This window comes from Rhodopseudomonas sp. P1 (assembly GCF_039642825.1).
GTDB lineage: Bacteria > Pseudomonadota > Alphaproteobacteria > Rhizobiales > Xanthobacteraceae > Rhodopseudomonas > Rhodopseudomonas palustris_H.
The window spans coordinates 2,409,884-2,430,461 of the sequence record NZ_CP088006.1 but is presented as its reverse complement, the minus strand read 5'-3'; the positions used below and the strand labels follow the sequence as shown (position 1 = coordinate 2,430,461).

Sequence of the window (20,578 nt, the reverse complement as noted above, 5' to 3'; positions counted from 1 at the left end):
TTGCTTCCCCGGATTATTGTTCGAAGTAGATCAGGCCGAGCCAGTCAGCCACGAGGGCCGAGCGCTTCTCGCCCTCGATTTCGACGTTGACGCTGGTACGCGACAACAATTCGCCAGGCTTGCGCACAGTAGCTTCCGCCAGCATGAAGCGGCCGCGCACGCGCGATCCCGCCTTCACCGGCGAGATGAAGCGCAGCCGGTCGAAGCCGTAGTTGACGCCCATGGTGACGCCCTTGATCCTCGGCATCGCCTCGTAGGAGAACACGCTCAGCATCGACAGCGTCAGGAAGCCGTGAGCGATCGTGGTGCCGAACGGCGTATCGCGCGCGGCGCGCTCGGGATCGACGTGGATGTACTGCCAATCCTCGGTGCAGTCGGCGAACTGATCGATCCGCGTCTGATCGAGCACATGCCATTCCGACACGCCGATCTCGGTGCCGACGAGCTTGATATAGGCGTCGAGTTCCAGTTCAGTGCTCATTCCAACCTCGTTGTTCCGCGCTGCACATTCCACATCGCGAAACCCGCGCCAAGCGAAATCTTCGCTTGCCGCGGGTAGGTGAAAATTCCGTATTACGGGAGCAGCGCGACCCGGCCGATCGCCTTGCGGTCGATCAGCAAACGCATCGCCGGTGCCCATTCCGACAGCGGCAAGCGATGCGACACGTTGGGCCGAAGCACGCCGTTGGCGGCAAGCTCGAGCAGCTTGGCGGTGCGCTGCTCGCCGCGCGCCGGATCGCGCCGCACCGCCTCGCCGGCACGGACGCCGATCACGCTCGCGCCCTTCATCAGGATCAGATTGGTGCGCGCGAGCCCAATGCCGCCGGTAAAGCCGACCACCAGCAGCCGCGCGCCCCAATTGATACAGCGCACGCTGTCTTCGAAGATCTGGCCGCCGACCGGATCGAACACCACGTCGGCACCGCGGCCCTCGGTGATGCGCTTCACCGCATCCTTGAACGGTTCGGCGCCGTAGAGGATGCCGTGGTCGGCGCCGCGCTGCCGCGCCACCGCGAGCTTCTCTTCGCTCGACGCCGCCGCGATCACGGTGGCGCCGAGATACTTGCCGACCTCAACCGCCGCGAGCCCGACGCCGCCGCCGGCGCCATGCACCAGCAGAACTTCGCCGGGCTGCAGCTGGCCGCGTTCGACCAGCCCGTGCCAGGCGGTGCCGTGGCCGGCCAGATAAGTCGCAGCTTCGGCGAAATCGAAATTCGCCGGCGCCGGCGTGAGCTGCGAGGCCGCAGCCACCACCTCTTGGGCATAGGCGCCGAACCGAAGCTTGACGATCACCCGATCGCCGAGCTTCACGTTTGCAACATCAGCGCCGAGTTCGATGATCTCGCCGGCCGCTTCCATGCCGGGAATGAACGGCAGCTCCGGCTTGAGCTGATACTCACCGGCGCACATCAGGATGTCGGGGAAGTTGATGCCGGCGGCGCGGATCGCAACCCGCACGTCGCCGGGCTTCAAGTCCTTGCGTTCGATCTCTTCCAGCCGCAGCGACTCGGGAGGTCCGAGTTCGCGGCACACCACAGCCTTCGGCATCAGGCGGCACCCGCCTTGCGGCGCACCAGCGCCTCGCGCACCAGTGGCAGCCGGTCGTTACCAAAATACATATCGGTCTTGTCCACAAAGATGGTCGGCGAGCCGAAGCCGCCGCGTGCCATCACCTCGTCGGTATTGTCCTTAAGCTGGTCCTTGATGCTCTGCTCCCCGATCGCGGCGAAGAATGCCTGCGGGTCGAGGCCGCACCGAGCACAGATGGCGGTCAGCACGTCGTCCTTGGAGATGTCCTGATCGTCGCCCCAGTACGCTTCGAACACCGCGGTCGCAAACGGCACCATCGCGTCGGGCTTGTCGCGCAGCAACCAGAGACAGCCGCGCATCGCCTTGACGCTGTTCACCGGAAACACGCTGGGCGGCATCTTGATCGGAAGGCCCGCCGAGCGCGCCCAATCCGACAGGTCCTTGACCATGTAGCGCGCCTTCAGCGGCACCGGCGTCTTGCGGGATTCGTACACGCTCGGATTGACCGAGTTGAAGATGCCGCCGACCAGGATCGGCCGCCAGATGATCTCCTCGCCCAACTCCTTCGCCAGCGGCTGGATGTTGTGAAAGGCGAGATACGTCCACGGACTGGAGCAGTCGAAGAAGAATTCGAGCATCGGGATTTCCTCCATTGTTGTTATTGATTGTCTCTCAACTCGTCATTCCGGGGCGCTCGCACCAGCGAGCGAACCCGGAATCCATACTCCCTGGCCTCTCGATCAAGCACAGCGCAACCGATGCCCTGCTCAACCGCCAACGCTGCAGCGTATGGATTCCGGGCTCGCGCAGCTTCGCCGCGCGCCCCGGAATGACGAACGCCGAAGCTGTATAAGCGGCGATCACTGCTGCTGCGCGCTCTGCGCCTGGGCGTCCGCATGCGCCGGCTTGTCGACGCCGAACAGCAGTTTGCGGGCCTGCTCGTCCATCGGCTTTTTGTCCTCCTTGCCGAGGGCGAGACCGGCCTGCAGCTTGGGCCGGGCGCGCAACGTCGCGTACCAGCGCTTGATGTTGGGATAGTCGTCGAGCGTCAAGCCCTGCGCCTTGTGGGTCATGATCCAGGGAAAGCAGGCGATGTCGGCGATCGAGTAGTCGCCGGCGATATAGTCGCGATCGGCCAGCCGCTGATCGAGCACGCCGTACAGCCGCTTCGCTTCGCGGCTGTAGCGGTCGATCGCGTACGGAATCTTCTCCGGCGCATACAGCAGGAAGTGGCCGTTCTGCCCGAGCATCGGCCCGAGCCCGGCCATCTGCCACATCAGCCACTGCATCACCTCAAACCGCTCCCGCGTCTCGGTCGGCATCAGCTGCCCGGATTTTTCCGCCAGATAGATCAGGATCGCCCCGCTCTCGAACACCGACAGCGGCGCGCCGCCGCCAGTCGGCGCGTGATCGACAATCGCCGGCATTCGTCCGTTGGGGCTGAGCTTGAGGAATTCCGGCTGGTGCTGATCGCCTCGGCCGAGCTGCATCGGCACCACCTTGTAAGGCAGGCCGCACTCTTCGAGCATGATCGAGATCTTCCAGCCGTTCGGCGTCGGCGCGTAATACAGATCGATCATGGCGGCAGGGTCCTCTTGACGGGTTTGCGTCGATCCTAGCCCGGCTTCGGCCGGCTTGTCACCTCGGTCTCGCACTGCTGTACGCCCCGCCGCGGACGTGGCACAGAGGGCGTCAATCAGGCCCATGTCAGGCTGCAGGGAGAGAACACGATGCTGTTTCCGACCACGATCGCCGGCTCGTTGCCGAAACCGGAATGGCTGGCCGAGCCCAACAAGCTGTGGGCGCCGTGGAAATCGACGGGCGCTGAGCTGCTTCGCGCCAAGCGCGACGCCACCATCCTGGCGCTGAAGCTGCAGGAAGACTCAGGGATCGACATCGTCACCGAGGGCGAACAGGCGCGGCAGCATTTCGTTCACGGCTTCCTCGAAGCCGTCGAGGGCATCGACTTCGCCCACAAGGTCGAAATGGGCATCCGCAACGATCGCTACAAAGCGATGGTGCCGCAGGTGGTGGCGCCGCTGCGGCTGAAGGGCCGCGTTCACGGCTTCGAAGGGCAGATCGCGCGCGCGCATAGCACCCACAAGATCAAGTTCACCCTGCCCGGCCCGATGACGATCATCGACACCATCGCCGATCGCTACTACGGCGACCGCGTCAAGATGGCGTTCGCCTTCGCCGAGCTGCTCAACGAGGAAGCCAAGGCGCTGCAGGCCGACGGCATCGACATGATCCAGTTCGACGAACCGGCGTTCAATGTCTACATGAGCGAGGCTGCCGACTGGGGCGTCAAGGCGCTGGAGCGCGCCGCGCAGGACCTGACCTGCGCCACCGCCGTCCACATCTGCTACGGCTACGGCATCAAGGCCAACACCGATTGGAAGGAAACGCTCGGCGCCGAGTGGCGGCAATACGAGGACATCTTCCCGGCGATCGACGCCAGCTCGATCCAGCAGGTCGCGGTCGAATGCCGCAATTCGAAAGTGCCGCTGGAACTGTTGTCGCTGCTGAAGGGCAAGATCGTCCAGGCTGGCGTCATCGATGTCGCCAGCGACGAGGTCGAGACCGCCGAAGACGTCTGCGCCACGATCGAAGCGGTGATGCAGCACGTGCCGAAGAGCAACATCATCGCCACCACAAACTGCGGCATGGCCCCGATGCGGCGGGAGATCGCCGAGGCAAAGCTATTTGCGCTCGGCGCGGGAGCGGAATTGGCACGGCAGCGGTTTGCGTAGTGAGCTTAACTCGCCGAGCGCAACGCATTATTGCCCGCTCTTTTGTCATTCCGGGGCGCGCGTAGCGCGAACCCGGAATCCATACCCCCAGTGAAAATGTAGCTCGAAGCCCGCGCCGCAGTGCTCAATCACATGCACAGGGGGTATGGATTCCGGGCTCGCTCGCTGCGCGAGCGCCCCGGAATGACGTGGTTAGTTTGTGCGTGCACTTGGATGCAGTGCGGGTTGATAGCCGGCTTCAAGAGCCCTTAGCGTGGATGGTGGCGTGAGGAGGACGAGAAGATCCTGCAAGCCGTCCATCACCACCGCTTCGACCGGCTGATAACCCTGAAACGACCACTGCAGCAGCACGCCCCGCGTGACCAGATAGGCAATGCCGGTGCAGCTACCATCGTGGACGCTGGCATCGTCGTGCTTTCCGTCCACCACCATCGCCCCATCCGGCAACTCGCTCACCGCGCATGCCAGTGGATGCAGTCGCTTGGCTTTGCCGTCGAGCCGTTCGCGATGCAATGTGGCGTCGATCTGTTTGGCGCTGACTTGCTCGAGCCCGTTGCCGCGCGCCCAGGCGGCGGCGAAGGCATTCGCGTCGGTGCGGCGGCAGTAGTAGCAAGGCCGATGCCCGGCCGCGAGCGCGGTCGCCTCGTCGAGAAAGAACAGCTCGGTCCAGCTCCGCGTCGCCATCACGTCGCGGCGGCGGCCGCGGAACTCGCAGGTGCACGTGATCCAAGCGGGACTCGACCAGCGCCTGTTCAGCAGCGTCTTAGTTGCCGGATCATGGATGATGCCGCGATTGCCGGTGAACATTCCGCGGCTCGCCACCGCGACGATCTCGCCGAACGGCGTCACGCGGTTTTGCAGCGGCATGGTCCCTCCGCGCGTCATTGCGAGGAGCAAAGCGAGAAAGCAATCCAGACGGTTCGTGCTCGGAACTGGATTGCTTCGCTTCGCTCGCAATGACGGTGTGTTTGCTTCAACCCGCCCCGTCCTTGAGCGGCGGCTGGAAGCTCAGCCCGGTGTCCCAGGGGAAGAAGATCCAGGTGTCCTGCGACACTTCGGTGATGAAGGTGTCGACCAAGGGACGGCCTTTCGGCTTGGCATAGACCGCCGCGAAATGCGCGTCGGGCAGCATCGACCGCACCATCCGGCCGGTCTTGCCGGTGTCGACCAGGTCGTCGATGATCAGCAGGCCCTTGCCGGTGCCGCCGCCCAGCGTGGCGGTCTGATCGGAGACGCCCTTGAGCACCTGCAGCTCGCCCTGCTTGTCGTGCTCGTAGCTGGCGATGCACACCGTGTCGATCACCCGCAGGCCGAGCTCACGCGCGACGATCGCGGCCGGCACCAGACCGCCGCGGGTGATGGCGATCACCGCATGGAACGGCCCGAGTTCGTTGAGCCGCCAGCTCAGCGCCCGGCAATCACGATGAAACTGATCCCATGACACCGGAAACGGACGCCCTGCCCGCTTCTGTTCACTCGGTTCGCTTTGCGTCATCCACTCACTCCGACTATTCCGTCATTGCGCGCACCCGGATCGGCGTATTGCGCCGTCCTGAGCACCGGCTCAGCGAAACAATCCGGAGCCACGGTGCACGCGGTTCTGGATGGCTTCGTCGTTCCGCTCCTCGCGATGACGGGACCTACTTGTCCTGGTTCACTTTGGGGCCTGCAGGTCCGCCAGCATCTGCTTCACGGCGGCCATCGCCTGCTGCAGCTTTTCCGGATCGCGCGAGCGCACCACCAGATTGGTGTTCGGCTTGCGCTCCTCGTCGAGGAACGGATAGCTGCCGATCATCGTATCCGGATGCGCGGCGGCGATCTCACGCAGCGGGCCGCCGATGTCGCCCTCGCGCGCGTTGGCCTTCACCGTCTCCGACAGCATCCGCACGCCGGACTTCAGCCGCGGCGCCACGATGTCCATCATCGCCTGCATGATCGACGGCACGCCGGCCATGACGATGACGTTGCCGATCTTGAAACCAGGCGCGATGATGGTCGCGCTCTGGATCAGCTCGGCGCCATCCGGGATCCGCGCCATCCGCAGCCGAGCCTCGTTGAGCTCGGCTTCGGAGAACCGTTCGCGGAACCGGGCCACCACCTCGGGGTGATAGCCGATCTCGACGCCGAACGCCTTGGCGACGCAGTCGGCGGTGATGTCGTCATGGGTCGGTCCGATGCCGCCGGTGGTGAACACGTAGGTGTAGCGGCTGCGTAACGCGTCCAGCGCCTCGATGATCGCGGCCTCGTCGTCGGCCACCACGCGAACCTCGCGCAAATCGATCGCGATGTTGGTCAGGTACTCGGCGATGAAGCCGATGTTCTTGTCCTTGGTCCGGCCCGACAGAATCTCGTCGCCGATCACCAGGATACCCGCCGTAACGATCTCGCTCATGAATGCTTCCGTTTCCCCGCTGCTACCTGCCGGCGACAAGCTCTGCCCGTTCCGAAGACGCCTGCCGCTGAATTGAGCAACACGCCGCCTGAATTGCGGGCAACATTGTGAACCCGCGGTCAAAAACCGTCCACTCCTTCCATATCGTGCTGGCCCGGCCCTTGCTACTGCTGTGTTCCATGCTGCACTCTACGCAGCATTGTGGGGAATCAGACTGGTTTCATGGCAGTTGCGTTTGATGAAATGAACGGCCCCGGCGGCGATGTTCGCGCGGCCTATCAGGAATTGTCCCGCTGGCTCGGCGAAACGCCGCCCGAAGCCCTGACCCATCGACGCCAGGAAGCCGAGCTGCTGTTTCGCCGCATCGGCATCACCTTCGCGGTGTATGGCGACGCGGAAGCGCAAGAGCGGCTGATCCCGTTCGACGTCATCCCGCGCATTCTGTCGGCGCAGGAATGGGCGCGGATGGAGCTCGGGCTGAAGCAGCGCGTCCGCGCGCTCAACATGTTCCTGCGCGACATCTATCACGGCCGCGACATCCTGCGCGCCGGCGTGATCCCTGACGACCTGATCTTCCAGAACCCGGTGTTCCGCCCGGAGATGAACGGCCAGGCGGTGCCGCACGACGTCTACGTCCATATCGCCGGCATCGACATCGTCCGGGTCGACGACGAGCATTTCTACGTGCTGGAGGACAATGCGCGGACGCCGTCGGGCGTCTCCTACATGCTGGAAAACCGCGAGATCATGATGCGGCTGTTTCCGGATCTGTTCGCGCGGCACCGCATCGCGCCGGTCGAGCGCTATCCGGACGAACTCCTGACCGCGCTGCGCTCGGTGGCTCCCGCACATTCGTCGTCGGAACCGACCGTGGCGCTGATGACGCCGGGCGTGTTCAATTCCGCCTATTACGAGCACTCGTTCCTCGCCGACAAGCTCGGCATCGAGCTGGTCGAAGGCCGCGACATCGTCGTCAAGAACGACGAGGTGTTCATGCGCACCACCGAAGGGCTGAAACGGGTCGACGTGATCTATCGCCGGGTCGACGACGATTTCATCGATCCTTTGACCTTCCGCCCGGATTCGGTGCTCGGCGTGCCCGGGCTGATGTCGGCCTATCGGGCCGGTAACGTCACGCTCGCCAACGCGGTCGGCACCGGCATCGCCGACGACAAGGCGGTGTACAGCTATATGCCGGACATCGTGAAATTCTATCTGGACGAAGAACCGATCCTGAAGAACGTCCCGACTTGGCGCTGCCGCGAGCCGAGCGACCTGGCCTACGTGCTCGACCATCTGTCCGAGCTGGTGGTCAAGGAAGTCCACGGCTCCGGCGGCTACGGGATGCTGATCGGCCCCACTGCCACCAAGGCGACGATCGAAGCGTTCCGCGAGAAGCTGAAGCGCGAGCCGGAGGGCTTCATCGCCCAACCGACGCTCGCGCTCTCCACCTGCCCCACCTGCACCGAAGCCGGCCTCGCCCCGCGCCACGTCGACCTGCGGCCGTTCGTGCTCACCGGCCGCGACCGCATCACCGTGGTGCCCGGCGGCCTGACCCGCGTCGCGCTGCAGGAAGGCTCGCTGGTGGTGAACTCCAGCCAGGGCGGCGGCACCAAGGACACCTGGGTGCTGGATGAGTAGGTTCGCAACATCGGAGGCGTCATTGCGAGCGAAGCGAAGCAATCCATGGCGCCACGCTCGGCAAGCTGGATTGCTTCGTCGCTCCGCTCCTCGCAATGACGGAATGAGTCATGCTGTCCCGTACCGCTGAAAACCTGTTCTGGCTGTCCCGCTACGTCGAGCGCGCCGAATATCTGGCGCGGACCATCGAGGCGACGCTGCGCGTCACCGCGCTGCCGAACACCTATTCGGGCCAGGGCAACGAATGGGATTCGGCGCTGCTGACCGCCGGCGTCAGCGCCAGCTTCTATGCGCAGTACGACGAGGCCAACGAGCCCAACGTCGTCGAATTCCTGTCGATGTCGACCTCCAACCCGTCCTCGATCCGCAACTGCATCGAAGCGGCGCGGCTGAACGCACGCTCGGTGCGCACCGCGCTGACGGGCGCGATGTGGGACACCATCAACTCGGCCTGGATCGAGCTGCAGGAAAACTGGAGCAAGGGTGCCAAGACCCGCGAGCAGCTGACGCAATTCCTGCGCTTCGTGCAGGAGACCTCGCTGCGGTTCGACGGCTCGGCCTATCGCACCATGCTGCGCAACGATGCCTATTGGTTCTCCCGGCTCGGCGTGCATCTCGAGCGCGCCGACAACACCGCCCGGATTCTCGACGTCAAATATCACCTGCTGCTGCCCGAAGAGGAGCACGTCGGCGGTCCGCTCGACTATTATCAGTGGTCGTCGATCCTGCGCTCGGTGTCGGCACTGACCGCGTATCACTGGGTGTATCGCGAGACGCTGAAGCCGTGGCTGATCGCCGACCTCTTGATCCTCAACGACAGCCTGCCGCGGTCACTCGCTTCGTGCTACGGCAATCTGGTGCGCAACCTCGACCAGATCGGCGTCGCCTATGGCCGCCAGGGCCCCTCCCAGCGCCATGCCCGCGCCATCCGCAACCGGCTGGAACACTCCAACATGGACGACATATTCCAGCGCGGCGTCCACGAATTCATCCAGGAATTCATCGCCGACAACAGCCGGCTCGGCGAAATCGTCGCCAAGCAGTATCTTATCTGATCGAGCACAGGCGCGCGCCCTGCCCGCCGCCGCAACCGGACTCTGGACGCCATGCGCCTGCGCATCACGCACACCACCAACTATCACTATGAGCCGCCCGCCACCGGCGTGATCCAGGTGCTGCGGATCACGCCGAGCAGCCACGACGGGCAGTACGTCGCCGAATGGCAGATCGACATCTCCTCCGACACCCGGCTGGACATGCATTACGACGCGTTCGGCAACATCACCCATGTGCTGACGGTCGGCACCACTGAAGACCTCACCATCACAGCCGAGGGGCTGATCGAGACCTCCGACACCGGCGGCGTGCTGAAGGGCGCCGACGAGCGGTTTCCGCCGCAGCTGTTTCTGCGCCCGACCGAGCTGACCGATCTGGCGCCGCCGATGCAGGCGCTGGCGCGCGAGCTGCGCGGCGACGGCAGCGGCGATACGATCGGCTTCCTGCATGCGCTGATGACGGCGATCAACAAGCACATCACCTTCGACGACGACCCGACCCATTCCGGCACCACGGCGTCCGAAGCCTTCACGCTGCGCCGCGGCGTCTGCCAGGACTACGCGCATGTGTTCATCGCCTGCGCACGCGCCGGCGGCGTGCCGGCCCGGTTCGTCTCCGGACATTTCCTGCGCGCTGACGGCGTGGTGCACCAGCCCGCCGGCCACGCCTGGGCCGAAGCCTATGTGCCGGGTCTGGGCTGGGTCGGATTCGATCCGGCCAACGGCATCTGCACCACCGACGCCCATGCCCGCGTCGCAATCGGCCTCGACTATCTCGGCGCCGCCCCGGTGCGCGGCACCCGCTATGGCGGCGGCCTCGAGACGCTGACGGTGTCGGTGAAGGTCGATCAGGCCGGCCGGCAGTTTCAGTCGCAGTAGCTTACGCCCTTCGGGGGCTGGACCGCCGGCGCGGATGGGCTAGTGTCCCGCAGCCGGCCGCCTTCTGCGCGGCCGCGCTTTCCTTCAGACCGGTGTTCGAGGACGAGATGACCTATTGCTGTGGAGTTCTGGTGCGTGAAGGCCTGGTGATGGTCGCCGACACCCGCACCAATGCCGGACTCGACAACATCTCGACCTTCCGCAAGCTGCATGTCTTCAGCAAACCGGGCGACCGCATCCTGGCGGTGGCGAGCGCCGGCAATCTGTCGATCAGCCAGTCGGTGCTGTCGACCCTCACCGAGGGCCTGGAGAACACCGAGACCGGCGAGCGCGAGACTCTGATCAGCGCCTCAAGCATGTTTCAGGCGGCGCAGCTGATCGGGCGCGCGATCCGCCACGTCAACGCCACCGAGGCGCAGGCGCTCAAGGCGGAAGACATCAACTACGAAGTGTCGTTCCTGTTCGGCGGCCAGATCAAGGGCGAGCGGATGCGCCTGTTCATGATCTACCCGGCCGGCAATTTCATCGAATGCACCATCGACACGCCGTATTTGCAGATCGGCGAGCACAAATACGGCAAGCCGGTGCTCGACCGTGCCATCACCTACGACATCGAACTGTACGAGTCGCTGAAGACCAGCCTGATCTCGATGGATTCGACGATGCGCTCCAATCTCGGCGTCGGCCTGCCGATCGACGTGCTGGTGGTGCGCACCGATGTCTGCGATGCCGATCTCAACCACCGCATCGAGGCGGGCGAGCCGTATTTCCACGACCTCCGCTCGCGCTGGTCCGCCGCCCTTCGCGCCGCCCACAAGAACATCCCGCGCCCGCCCTACAAGGATCAGGCGTGAGGCACCGGGCGCGAGATGATGACCGTCAAGACTGCGACCTGGCGCCGCATGACGCCCGCCGATCTGTCCGCCGTCAACGCGATCGCCGCGGTGGTGCATGCGGCCTATCCTGAAGACGCCGCGGTGTTCGCCGAGCGGCTGGCGCTGCATCCGGGCGGCTGCTTCGTGCTCGAAACGGCTGATGGCCTCGGCGGCTATCTGATCAGCCACCCGTGGCATTTCAAGCAGCCGCCGGCGCTCAACGCGTTACTCGGCCGCATTCCCCAGCCGGCCTCGACCTATTATCTGCACGACATCGCGCTGCTTCCCGAAGCGCGTGGTGGCGGCGCGGCCGCGACCATTCTCTCAACGCTGGAACAGCATGCCGTCGAGACTGCGGACAACATCTCGCTGGTCGCTGTTGGCGGCACCGTTCGGTTTTGGCAGCGACTGGGCTTCGAACCAATCGACAGCAAAGAGCTCTCCCAAAAGCTCGCCAGCTACGGCGCCGACGCACGCTACATGGGTCGTCCAGCCAAACTCGGATGAATCGCGGGTCTTCTTGATACTAAGGAGCAACCGCGGTCGAAGGGGATGCAGGTCGATCGAGACCGAGCACAGCGGTCGTTCCGTACAGCTCGCGAATGCGCATCTTTGGAACAGTCAGCAAAGACATTCCAGCCTGATTAACTCTCCTTTTCATTCGTATTGGCGATCATTTTCAATTCGACTTACCTCAATGATAGGTTGTCGGCCGACATCACAAGCATACTGAGTTGCGACAATACCTTGAGAGACGTGAGAATGACCAACGGCGAACGGCTGGAAATCGTGCAGACGGAAGAGCGCCTGCAGGAAATCGGCCCCGCCTGGGAGGCGCTGTGGGAACACACCGGCGCCGTCGTATTTCAGAGCCACGCTTGGATCGCAGCTTGGTGGGGTGCGCTTCCCGATCGGGAACGGCGGAGCCTGTTTATCGTCCTTGCGTGGCGCGGCGACACTCTAGAGGCCGTCCTGCCGCTTGCGATCTGTCGCCAGCATGGCGTCCGCGTCCTCGAATGGGCCGCCAAGGACTATTCCGACTACTGCGATGCCCTTCTGCGCCCAACCGCCGACCCGTCGGTGCTCGAACGGATGTGGGACTACAGCCACGCGCACGGCGGCTTCGATGCTGTTTACCTCGGCCATCTCCTGCCAACGGCTGCAGTGCGGACACTCGCCAACGATAAATCTGGATATCGCCGCGCGCTGCGCCCGCACTATCGGCAAGCCACCAGTCTCCGCGTCGTCGGCCCATGGGCCAGCAGTCAGGCGTGGTTCGATGCGCAGTCCGGAAATGCGCGTCGAAACTATCGCCGCTCGCTGAAAAGCCTGTCGGAAGGTGCAAAAGTCGAATTCCGCCTGCTGTCGCCCGAGGAGCCGATTGGCCCTGCGGTGCGGCGCTGTGCCGACCTGAAGCGTGCCTGGTGCGAGCGGAACGGTCTGGTGGCGCCGCTGTTCGATGAGGGCTCGCCGATGCTGGAGACGCTTGCGCAAGTGCTCGCCGACAAAGGACTGCTTCGGGTGTTCGTGCTTGAGCGAGACGGCGTGATCGTCGCCATGACGATCAATCTGATGCAGCACGATACGATGATGGCTTACGTTACGACGTACGACGCCGCCTTCGATCGCAGCTCGCCCGGCTATATCCTGCTGTTCGACTACATCCGTTGGTCGATCGATCACGGCGCCACGACGATCGACTTTCTCTGTGGCGACGAGGATTACAAATATCGCTTTGCCAATCAGCAGGTGACCTTGGCGTCGTTTGTCGCCGGGCGAACTCTTCTCGGCGAGGCGGCGCTGCGATCGGACCGCGCTTGGCACACGCTGCAGACCTATCGAGGGCGGATGCAGAGCGGGCTGTCGAGGGCCAAACGATTCTTGGATAAAAGGCCGGCAAGCCAAGCTGCTGCCGATCGATAATCCGATTTGCTTGTTGCCCGAGCAGACAACGTCTACGATCGCGGCGACATCCAACAAGAAACAACATCGGGAAGACGCCAATGCCCACCACCAAGATCGCCCTCGTCACCGGCGCTGGCACCGGCGTCGGCCGTGCCGCGGCGCTGGCGCTGATGCAGGCCGGATTCACCGTGGTGCTGGCCGGGCGCCGGCTGCAACTGCTGCAGGAGACCCAGAAGCTCGGCGCCGAATTCGGTGAGAGCCTGCCGGTTGTCGCCGACATGGCCGATCCGGCATCGATCGCCACGCTGTTCGACACCACCGTGCAGCGCTACGGCCGTCTCGACGTGCTGTTCAACAACGCCGGCATCGGCGCCCCGCCGGTGCCATTCGAAGATCTGCCGCTGGAGCAGTGGCAGGCGGTGGTGACGACCAACCTCACCGCGCCGTTCCTGTGCACCCAGCACGCGTTCCGCATTATGAAGGATCAGACCCCGCGCGGCGGCCGTATCATCAACAACGGCTCGATCTCGGCGCACGCGCCGCGGCCGTTCTCGGCCGCCTACACCGCCACCAAGCACGCGATCAGCGGTCTGACCAAGGCCAGCAATCTCGACGGCCGCGCCTACGACATCGCGGTCGGCCAGATCGACATCGGCAACGCGGCCACGCCGATGACCGATCGCATGGTACAAGGCGTGCTGCAGCCCGACGGCCGCACCATCGCCGAGCCGCGGATGGATGCGAAGGCGGTCGGCGATGCGGTGGCTTACATGGCAGGCTTGCCGCTCGACGCCAACGTCCTGTTCATGACGGTGATGGCGACCAAGATGCCATTCGTCGGACGCGGCTGAGCCGCGTCCCTCCGGGATCTAACATGCGGACATCGTTCAGGACCTTCCGACGACTAGGACTGCTCGGCATGCTGGCTGGCATTGCGCTGGTTGCAGGCGTCGCGCCGCCGCGGGCCGACGACACTGCCGAGACACTGCGCCTCGCGGTCGGCGGCGAAGCCAGCTTCAGCCTGAAAGAGAATCCGTCGACCGGCTATCGCTGGCATCTCGACACCAAAGCGAGCCGCAATCTCGACCTGATCGAGATTTCCGATGCTGGTTACCGCCAGGGCGGCGGCGATGTCGTCCACCAGCCGATGGTCGGCGTCCCCGGCACCCGGTCGTTCCGCATCATCGCCCGCAAGGACGGCACCGCCACCGCGGTGTTCGATTACTTGCGCGACTGGGAGAACCAGGCCCCGGCGCAGCGCCACACCGTCACGGTCGAGATCGCGCCACGCTGACCGCAGCTACTCGCCGCCGGTGCGAATGAAGTCGGCGATGCGTTCGTTCTTACGCAGCTCCGCAACATCGTCCGCCGTCGGCAATTGCGGCCGGTCACGCGTGACATTGACGACGCAGAGAAAGCCAAGGCAGTCGCCGCGATTGGCACGAAACTGATGCCAGGTCATCGGCGGGATGAACACCAAATCGCCATGCCCGACATCGCTGATCGTGTCGCCGACCAGGCACTGCCCGCGCCCGCGATGGATCATCACCGCATGCACATGGGCGTGACGCTCCAGCGTCGAATAGCCGCCCTCGTCGACTTCAAAATAGCGCCACTCGCAGGCGAGATTCGGATCAGAGAATAGAAGCTGCCGCGAGACGTCCTGGAACGGCGCCTCGGCGGTTTGCTTGTACGGCATCACCGCGACGCCATCCCAGCGGCCCGGGGCAGTCTGCGCGCGGACACCAGGGCGCTCGCCCGCGGTCGGGTGCGGCGTTGCTGAATCGTCATTGGCCATGGCTTGCCACCTCCGCGGTGAACCGCGCCGCCTGCTCGATCAGTTGCTCGCCCGCCGCCAGCAGGCTGCCGCCGATCAGCAGCATCACGTCGGAGCCGTAGAATGCCAGCAGTTCGTGGATGCGATCAATCGCGATACCGCCGGCCGGCACCGGCAGGCACGGCTTCAGATCGTACCAGTCGCGCCGCGCCGCGTCCGCCAGCGCGCTACAGGTCTCCGGCGTGTAGGCGAACCGGCCGCCGTGATGCGGGAAGATCGTCGCATCCGCCCCGAGCAGCCTGAACAGTTTGCCAAGCAGCAGATCGGGCGCGATCCGCTGCGCACCGGCCAGCGACGGATGCGCCAGCATGACCAACCCTTCCGCCTCTTTGGCGATCAGGTGGAAGTTGGCCAGCCCAATGATCATCGGCATCAGCATCACCGCGGACAGGCCTTCGCGGCGGACAATGTCGAGCTGCCGCCGCATGTCGTCGAGCGAACCGGAGACATGCGGCGCGTACAGCGTCGCGGCGCCCCGAGAGTCGCAGGCCTCGCGCACCGCGCGAGCCACCGCCGGCACCCGTGCCGAAAACGGACTGAACGCCTGATCGGCAATGCCGTGGTCGTCCTTGATCAGATCGACACCACCGAGCGCCAGCCGGTGCGCCAGCCCAGCCAGTGCCTCCGGCGCCAGTCCCTGCGGCTTCAGCGCCGACGCAGTCAGCGCCCGCCGCGGCGTGCCGAGCTTGGCGCGAAGACCGGCGATGCCGAGCCTCGGCCCACCGAAGGCGGCCGGATAGGCCGGCGGCAGTTCGACGTCGGCCAGCGTCACGTCGGGCTGGATCGAACTGTTGCCGAACAGCATGTTGATGAGCTGTCCGGGCTCGGCCGGCGCCGTCGCGCTCGCCAGGCTGACCTGCACCGAAAAACGAGCCTCGCCGATCGGCGTGATCGCCTCGACCCGGCCGACGATCTCCTCGCGGATCCGCTGCTCCGTAACCGCCGCCAGCGGACACTCGACGCTCTGCTCGATCGCCAGCGCTTCGGCCCGGGCAGCGATCTCCCCCGGCGCCGAGGCGACCTGATAGGTGACGATAATCCGCTCGCTCATGTTCAATCCGATATCGGGAAGTCCGAGGTGTCGGCCTTGTCTAGCACAACCCGTTCGGCCGCACTGTCGCCGCCCACGACGAAGCCAAGATGACGGCCGCGCCCCAGCGGCCCGCGCTTTAGTCGACTTGCCAGCGCGCCCTGCCCTGGCCTACCCATCGGCTTCGGCTCGGGGGACGACATGCTTCAACTGCAATCCGGATTCGGCGTGTTCGCGCTGCTGATGCTCGCCTGGGCATTCGGCGAGAATCGCGACCGCGTGTCGGTGCGGCAGGTCGCGATCGGGCTCGGCATCACGCTTTTGACTGCGGTGGCGATGCTGAAGCTGCCCGGCGCCGCTCAGGCGTTCAGCGCGATCAACGATGCAGTCGGCGTGATCTCGGCGGCGAGCCGGGCCGGCACCTCGTTCGCGTTCGGCTATCTCGGCGGCGCGCCGGCACCATTCGACATCAAGGCGCCGGGAGCCGATTTCATCCTCGCGTTTCAGGCGCTGCCGGTGGTGCTGGTGATGAGCGTGCTGACCACGCTGTTGTTCTATTGGCGGATCCTCCCGCCGGTGGTGCGGGGCATGGCCTGGCTGCTCAAGCGCACGCTCGGCGTCGGCGGCGCGGTCGGGCTATCGACCGCCGCCAATGTGTTTCTCGGCATGGTCGAAGCGCCGCTGTTCATCCGCCCCTATCTGGCGCAGCTCACCCGCAGCGAACTGTTTCTGGTGATGACCGGCGGCATGGCCGGCATCGCCGGCACCGTGCTGGTGCTGTACGCCACGCTGCTGGCGCCGGTGCTGCCCGACGCCGCCGCGCACTTCGTCATCGCCTCGGTGCTCGGCGCGCCGGCCGCGATTCTGGTCAGTCTGATCATGGTGCCGGAGACCGAAGCGCGCGCAACCGGCGGCGAACTCGCCGACCCCGGCCAGATCGCGGTCAGCAGCATGGATGCAATCGTCAAGGGCACCGCAGCCGGCCTCGAACTGCTGCTCAACATCATCGCGATGCTGATCGTGCTGGTGGCGCTGGTGTATCTCGGTAACGCCGTGCTCGGCCTGCTGCCGCATGTCGGCGGTGAAGCGATCACGCTGCAGCGGCTGCTCGGCTATCTGATGGCGCCGGTGTGCTGGCTGCTCGGCCTGCCATGGGATCAGGCGGTCACCGCCGGTTCGCTGATGGGGATCAAGACCGTCCTCAACGAGCTGATCGCTTATGTCGAGCTGGCAAAGCTGCCGCCCGATGCGCTCGACCCGCGCTCGAAGCTGATCATGCTGTACGCGATGTGCGGCTTCGCCAATTTCGGCAGCCTCGGCATCATGCTGGGCGGCCTGACCGCAATGGCCCCGCAGCGCCGCGAAGAGATCGCAGCCCTCGGCCTGCGCTCGATCGTGTCCGGCACACTGACCACCTGCTTGATGGGTGCGGTGGTGGGGCTATTGACGTAGTCTTGCGCACTGCGATCAGTTTTTCGACGCTCACCAACATCGGCACAACTAATCTCGGCCGCTGTGGAAACAGCGCCGTAACCGTATCGCGGTAACTGTCGCAATCGATCCCTGCTCAACGTGCCGCTCTGCCGCTACGACCGCGGCGCGCGGCAATGGTCGCCCTATCCGCTGCCGGCCGACGAAGGGACCGCCGACCGGCAATAACGAAGTCAGTGCAATCTGAAGACACCGTCGATCGCGCGCAGCTCGGCCGGCTTGATCAGCTTGGAATGCGCGACGGTGACGGCGAACAGCGGCCCCTCGAGCTTCGCCTTCCAGAAACTGAGAAAGTCATTCAGGGCGGGGAAATCGGGCGCCAGGTCGTAGTCCTGCCACGTGTAGCTCTGCAGCAGCCACTGCCGGTCGGGGCGGCGATAGAGAATCTCGGCCGTCGTCAGACCGTAGCCGAGCACCTGCTTCCTGAAGTCTTCAGAAACTGCACCTCGTTCGACCATAAATCCTCCTTCCCGAACCAGCATTCCGCAACAGTTCGCGACCGGGATTGCCTGGGAATGCCGTCCTTCCGTCTGCTGTCCCCGCGGTGCTGGGCTCCGGTCTTCACTTGCCCACCCCGCGCACCTGAAAATGTGACGCATCTGGACTGGGCATCTCAAGTCAAAAATCGACGGCAGATGCGGAAAAATGCAGCCTTAGCAGCGACTTAATACAAGTGCTAACAGGGGCACCAAGGGCACGGGATCGTCGGGGCTTGATTGTCGCCGCATCGTCGTTCACGGTGTTTGGCAGATGTTCCGCGCGAGTGCTAAAAATTTCGCGCGCAGCCCTTGTCTCCCGAAAACCCTCGACTATCTCGTCCGTGTCGCGCTGGCACTCAATGTCCGCGACTGCCAATATTTCGATTTCTGAAACAAGTTCAGACACTTAGGAGGACTTGCATGAACTTCCGTCCGCTTCACGACCGCGTCGTGGTCAAGCGCATCGACGCCGAAGAGAAGACCGCCGGCGGTATCATCATTCCTGACACGGCCAAGGAAAAGCCCTCGCAGGGCGAAGTCGTTGCCGTCGGCCCGGGTGGCCGCGACGAAGCCGGCAAGCTGATCCCGATCGACCTCAAGGTCGGTGACCGCGTGCTGTTCGGCAAGTGGAGCGGCACCGAGGTCAAGATCGACGGCAAAGAGCTGCTGATCATGAAGGAAAGCGACATCATGGGCGTCATCACCGACGCCGGCGCCAAGAAGAAGGCCGCCTGAGCCTTTGGCTGTCCCTCACCCTGAGGAGCGCCTGCAAGGCGCGTCTCGAAGGGTGAGCTCCACACGCTGAGACCGCTCATCCTTCGAGATGCGGACCTGCGGTCCGCTCCTCAGGATGAGGAGACAACGATCCAACCCAAGGGAAACCTCTTATGTCCGCTAAAGAAGTCAAATTCGGCGTCGACGCCCGCGACCGCATGCTGCGCGGCGTGGACATTCTCGCCAACGCCGTGAAGGTCACGCTGGGTCCGAAGGGCCGCAACGTCGTCCTCGACAAGTCGTTCGGCGCGCCGCGCATCACCAAGGACGGCGTCACCGTCGCCAAGGACATCGAGCTCGACGACAAGTTCGAGAACATGGGCGCCCAGATGGTGCGCGAAGTCGCCTCGAAGTCGGCCGACGCCGCCGGTGACGGCACCACCACCGCGACCGTGCTGGCCCAGGCGATCGTCCGCGAAGGCGCCAAGGCGGTTGCCGCCGGCATGAACCCGATGGATCTGAAGCGCGGTATCGACCTCGCGGTGGAAGCCGTCGTCGCCGACCTCGTCAAGAACTCCAAGAAGGTCACCTCGAACGACGAAATCGCTCAGGTCGGCACCATCTCGGCCAACGGCGACTCGGAGATCGGCAAGTTCCTCGCCGACGCGATGAAGAAGGTCGGCAACGAGGGTGTGATCACCGTCGAGGAAGCCAAGTCGCTCGAGACCGAACTCGATGTCGTCGAGGGCATGCAGTTCGACCGCGGCTACATCTCGCCCTACTTCGTCACCAACGCCGACAAGATGCGCGTTGAATTCGACGACGCCTACATCCTGATCAACGAGAAGAAGCTCTCCAACCTCAACGAGCTGTTGCCGCTGCTCGAAGCCGTGGTGCAGACCGGCAAGCCGCTGGTGATCGTCGCCGAAGACGTCGAAGGCGAAGCCCTCGCCACCCTCGTCGTCAACCGTCTGCGCGGCGGCCTCAAGGTCGCGGCCGTCAAGGCGCCGGGCTTCGGTGACCGCCGCAAGGCCATGCTGCAGGACATCGCGATCCTGACCGGCGGCCAGGCGATCTCGGAAGACCTCGGCATCAAGATGGAGAACGTCACCCTGCAGATGCTGGGTCGCGCCAAGAAGGTGATGATCGACAAGGAGAACACCACGATCGTCAACGGCGCCGGCAAGAAGGCCGACATCGAAGCCCGCGTCGCGCAGATCAAGGCGCAGATCGAGGAGACCACCTCGGACTACGACCGCGAGAAGCTGCAGGAGCGTCTGGCCAAGCTCGCCGGCGGCGTCGCGGTGATCCGCGTCGGCGGCGCGACCGAGGTCGAGGTGAAGGAGCGCAAGGATCGCGTTGATGACGCGATGCACGCCACCCGCGCCGCGGTCGAGGAAGGCATCGTCCCGGGCGGCGGCGTCGCTCTGCTGCGCGCTTCCGAGCAGCTCAAGGGCCTCAAGACCAAGAACGACGACCAGAAGACCGGCGTCGAGATCGTGCGTCGCGCCCTCTCCGCCCCGGCCCGTCAGATCGCCATCAACGCCGGCGAAGACGGCTCGGTGATCGTCGGCAAGGTGCTCGAGAAGGAGCAGTACGCGTTCGGCTTCGACTCGCAGTCGGGCGAATACGGCGACCTGGTCAAGAAGGGCATCATCGACCCGACCAAGGTGGTGCGCACCGCGATCCAGAACGCCGCCTCGGTGGCCGCGCTGCTGATCACCACCGAAGCGATGATCGCCGAACTGCCGAAGAAGAACGCCGGCGGCCCCGCGATGCCCCCGGGCGGCGGCATGGGCGGCATGGACTTCTAAGTCCAGCGACCTTCGCAAAGACGATGAAGCCCGGCGGAAACGCCGGGCTTTTTTTGTTCGGCTATCAAATTCCAATCTCTCGTTCGTCATTCCGGGGCGCGCGAAGCGCGAGCCCGGAACCCATACTCGCTGTGCTAGCGGTCAAGCACAGCCGTCGATGCGTTCTTGATCCAGCTTGAACTC

General features: G+C 64.7%; 22 protein-coding genes. 12 read left to right on the top strand and 10 right to left on the bottom strand.

Annotated features, from left to right (window positions below):
• Positions 1-13: 13 nt before the first annotated feature.
• The 4 genes from LRC39_RS11280 to LRC39_RS11265 form a co-directional block, all read right to left on the bottom strand.
• Complete coding sequence (locus LRC39_RS11280) at positions 14-481, bottom strand: MaoC family dehydratase (protein WP_346297312.1); 468 nt, start codon at positions 479-481, stop codon at positions 14-16.
• Between the two features lie 92 nt (positions 482-573).
• The gene (locus tag LRC39_RS11275; protein WP_346297311.1) at positions 574-1,548 is read right to left on the bottom strand and encodes an NADPH:quinone oxidoreductase family protein; all 975 of its coding nucleotides are present in this window, start codon (positions 1,546-1,548) and stop codon (positions 574-576) included.
• Positions 1,548-2,168, bottom strand: a complete 621-nt coding sequence (locus LRC39_RS11270) for a 2-hydroxychromene-2-carboxylate isomerase (protein ID WP_346297310.1) — start codon at positions 2,166-2,168, stop codon at positions 1,548-1,550. Before LRC39_RS11270 ends, LRC39_RS11275 begins: the two co-directional genes overlap by 1 nt.
• Positions 2,169-2,390: 222 nt before the next feature.
• On the bottom strand, positions 2,391-3,110 hold the full coding sequence (locus tag LRC39_RS11265) for a glutathione binding-like protein (RefSeq protein WP_346297309.1): 720 nt from the start codon (positions 3,108-3,110) through the stop codon (positions 2,391-2,393).
• Between the two features lie 150 nt (positions 3,111-3,260).
• Here LRC39_RS11265 and LRC39_RS11260 point away from each other — a divergent pair, with 150 nt between their 5' ends.
• Positions 3,261-4,283 (top strand): methionine synthase, encoded by a 1,023-nt coding sequence (locus LRC39_RS11260; RefSeq protein WP_164636152.1) that lies wholly within the window; start codon positions 3,261-3,263, stop codon positions 4,281-4,283.
• Between the two features lie 192 nt (positions 4,284-4,475).
• Here LRC39_RS11260 and LRC39_RS11255 read toward each other — a convergent pair whose 3' ends face one another.
• The 3 genes from LRC39_RS11255 to LRC39_RS11245 form a co-directional block, all read right to left on the bottom strand.
• Positions 4,476-5,150, bottom strand: coding sequence for a hypothetical protein (locus LRC39_RS11255; protein ID WP_346297308.1), 675 nt, complete (start codon positions 5,148-5,150; stop codon positions 4,476-4,478).
• Between the two features lie 106 nt (positions 5,151-5,256).
• Positions 5,257-5,778, bottom strand: a complete 522-nt coding sequence (gene gpt / locus LRC39_RS11250; RefSeq protein WP_164571590.1) for a xanthine phosphoribosyltransferase — start codon at positions 5,776-5,778, stop codon at positions 5,257-5,259.
• Between the two features lie 159 nt (positions 5,779-5,937).
• The gene (locus LRC39_RS11245; RefSeq protein ID WP_264055278.1) at positions 5,938-6,675 is read right to left on the bottom strand and encodes a competence/damage-inducible protein A; all 738 of its coding nucleotides are present in this window, start codon (positions 6,673-6,675) and stop codon (positions 5,938-5,940) included.
• Positions 6,676-6,897: 222 nt separating this feature from the next.
• Here LRC39_RS11245 and LRC39_RS11240 point away from each other — a divergent pair, with 222 nt between their 5' ends.
• The 8 genes from LRC39_RS11240 (at position 6,898) to LRC39_RS11205 (ending at position 14,324) form a co-directional block, all read left to right on the top strand.
• The gene (locus LRC39_RS11240; protein WP_346297307.1) at positions 6,898-8,316 is read left to right on the top strand and encodes a circularly permuted type 2 ATP-grasp protein; all 1,419 of its coding nucleotides are present in this window, start codon (positions 6,898-6,900) and stop codon (positions 8,314-8,316) included.
• Between the two features lie 110 nt (positions 8,317-8,426).
• On the top strand, positions 8,427-9,371 hold the full coding sequence (locus LRC39_RS11235) for an alpha-E domain-containing protein (RefSeq protein ID WP_263991521.1): 945 nt from the start codon (positions 8,427-8,429) through the stop codon (positions 9,369-9,371).
• A gap of 51 nt (positions 9,372-9,422) precedes the next feature.
• Positions 9,423-10,250, top strand: a complete 828-nt coding sequence (locus LRC39_RS11230) for a transglutaminase family protein (RefSeq protein ID WP_346297306.1) — start codon at positions 9,423-9,425, stop codon at positions 10,248-10,250.
• A 107-nt stretch (positions 10,251-10,357) separates the two neighbouring features.
• Positions 10,358-11,104 carry a peptidase gene (locus LRC39_RS11225; protein ID WP_346297305.1) on the top strand — a complete coding sequence of 249 codons (747 nt, stop codon included), beginning with the start codon at positions 10,358-10,360 and terminating at the stop codon, positions 11,102-11,104.
• A gap of 18 nt (positions 11,105-11,122) precedes the next feature.
• On the top strand, positions 11,123-11,632 hold the full coding sequence (locus tag LRC39_RS11220) for a GNAT family N-acetyltransferase (protein ID WP_346297304.1): 510 nt from the start codon (positions 11,123-11,125) through the stop codon (positions 11,630-11,632).
• A 255-nt stretch (positions 11,633-11,887) separates the two neighbouring features.
• Positions 11,888-13,048: a GNAT family N-acetyltransferase gene (locus tag LRC39_RS11215; RefSeq protein WP_346297303.1), complete on the top strand. Its 1,161-nt coding sequence runs from the start codon at positions 11,888-11,890 to the stop codon at positions 13,046-13,048.
• 80 nt (positions 13,049-13,128) lie between these two features.
• A complete protein-coding gene (locus LRC39_RS11210) occupies positions 13,129-13,881 on the top strand; it encodes an SDR family oxidoreductase (protein ID WP_346297302.1) in 753 nt (250 codons plus the stop codon).
• Positions 13,882-13,949: 68 nt separating this feature from the next.
• Positions 13,950-14,324 carry a protease inhibitor I42 family protein gene (locus LRC39_RS11205; RefSeq protein WP_346297301.1) on the top strand — a complete coding sequence of 125 codons (375 nt, stop codon included), beginning with the start codon at positions 13,950-13,952 and terminating at the stop codon, positions 14,322-14,324.
• Between the two features lie 6 nt (positions 14,325-14,330).
• Here LRC39_RS11205 and LRC39_RS11200 read toward each other — a convergent pair whose 3' ends face one another.
• Both LRC39_RS11200 and LRC39_RS11195 read right to left on the bottom strand, forming a co-directional pair.
• Positions 14,331-14,828, bottom strand: a complete 498-nt coding sequence (locus tag LRC39_RS11200; RefSeq protein ID WP_346297300.1) for a cupin domain-containing protein — start codon at positions 14,826-14,828, stop codon at positions 14,331-14,333.
• Complete coding sequence (locus tag LRC39_RS11195) at positions 14,818-15,918, bottom strand: RuBisCO large subunit C-terminal-like domain-containing protein (RefSeq protein ID WP_346297299.1); 1,101 nt, start codon at positions 15,916-15,918, stop codon at positions 14,818-14,820. The genes LRC39_RS11200 and LRC39_RS11195 overlap by 11 nt, the downstream gene beginning before the upstream one ends.
• A 180-nt stretch (positions 15,919-16,098) precedes the next feature.
• Here LRC39_RS11195 and LRC39_RS11190 point away from each other — a divergent pair, with 180 nt between their 5' ends.
• Positions 16,099-17,349, top strand: a complete 1,251-nt coding sequence (locus LRC39_RS11190; protein ID WP_346297298.1) for a NupC/NupG family nucleoside CNT transporter — start codon at positions 16,099-16,101, stop codon at positions 17,347-17,349.
• 212 nt (positions 17,350-17,561) lie between these two features.
• Here LRC39_RS11190 and LRC39_RS11185 read toward each other — a convergent pair whose 3' ends face one another.
• On the bottom strand, positions 17,562-17,846 hold the full coding sequence (locus LRC39_RS11185) for an usg protein (protein ID WP_264055468.1): 285 nt from the start codon (positions 17,844-17,846) through the stop codon (positions 17,562-17,564).
• A gap of 441 nt (positions 17,847-18,287) precedes the next feature.
• On the opposite strand from LRC39_RS11185, the gene groES reads away from it, so the two are divergent.
• Entirely contained in the window at positions 18,288-18,602 is a 315-nt protein-coding gene (gene groES / locus LRC39_RS11180; RefSeq protein ID WP_013503045.1) for a co-chaperone GroES, read from the top strand.
• A gap of 152 nt (positions 18,603-18,754) precedes the next feature.
• Positions 18,755-20,395: a chaperonin GroEL gene (groL, locus tag LRC39_RS11175; RefSeq protein ID WP_107344129.1), complete on the top strand. Its 1,641-nt coding sequence runs from the start codon at positions 18,755-18,757 to the stop codon at positions 20,393-20,395.
• Positions 20,396-20,578 lie beyond the last annotated feature (183 nt).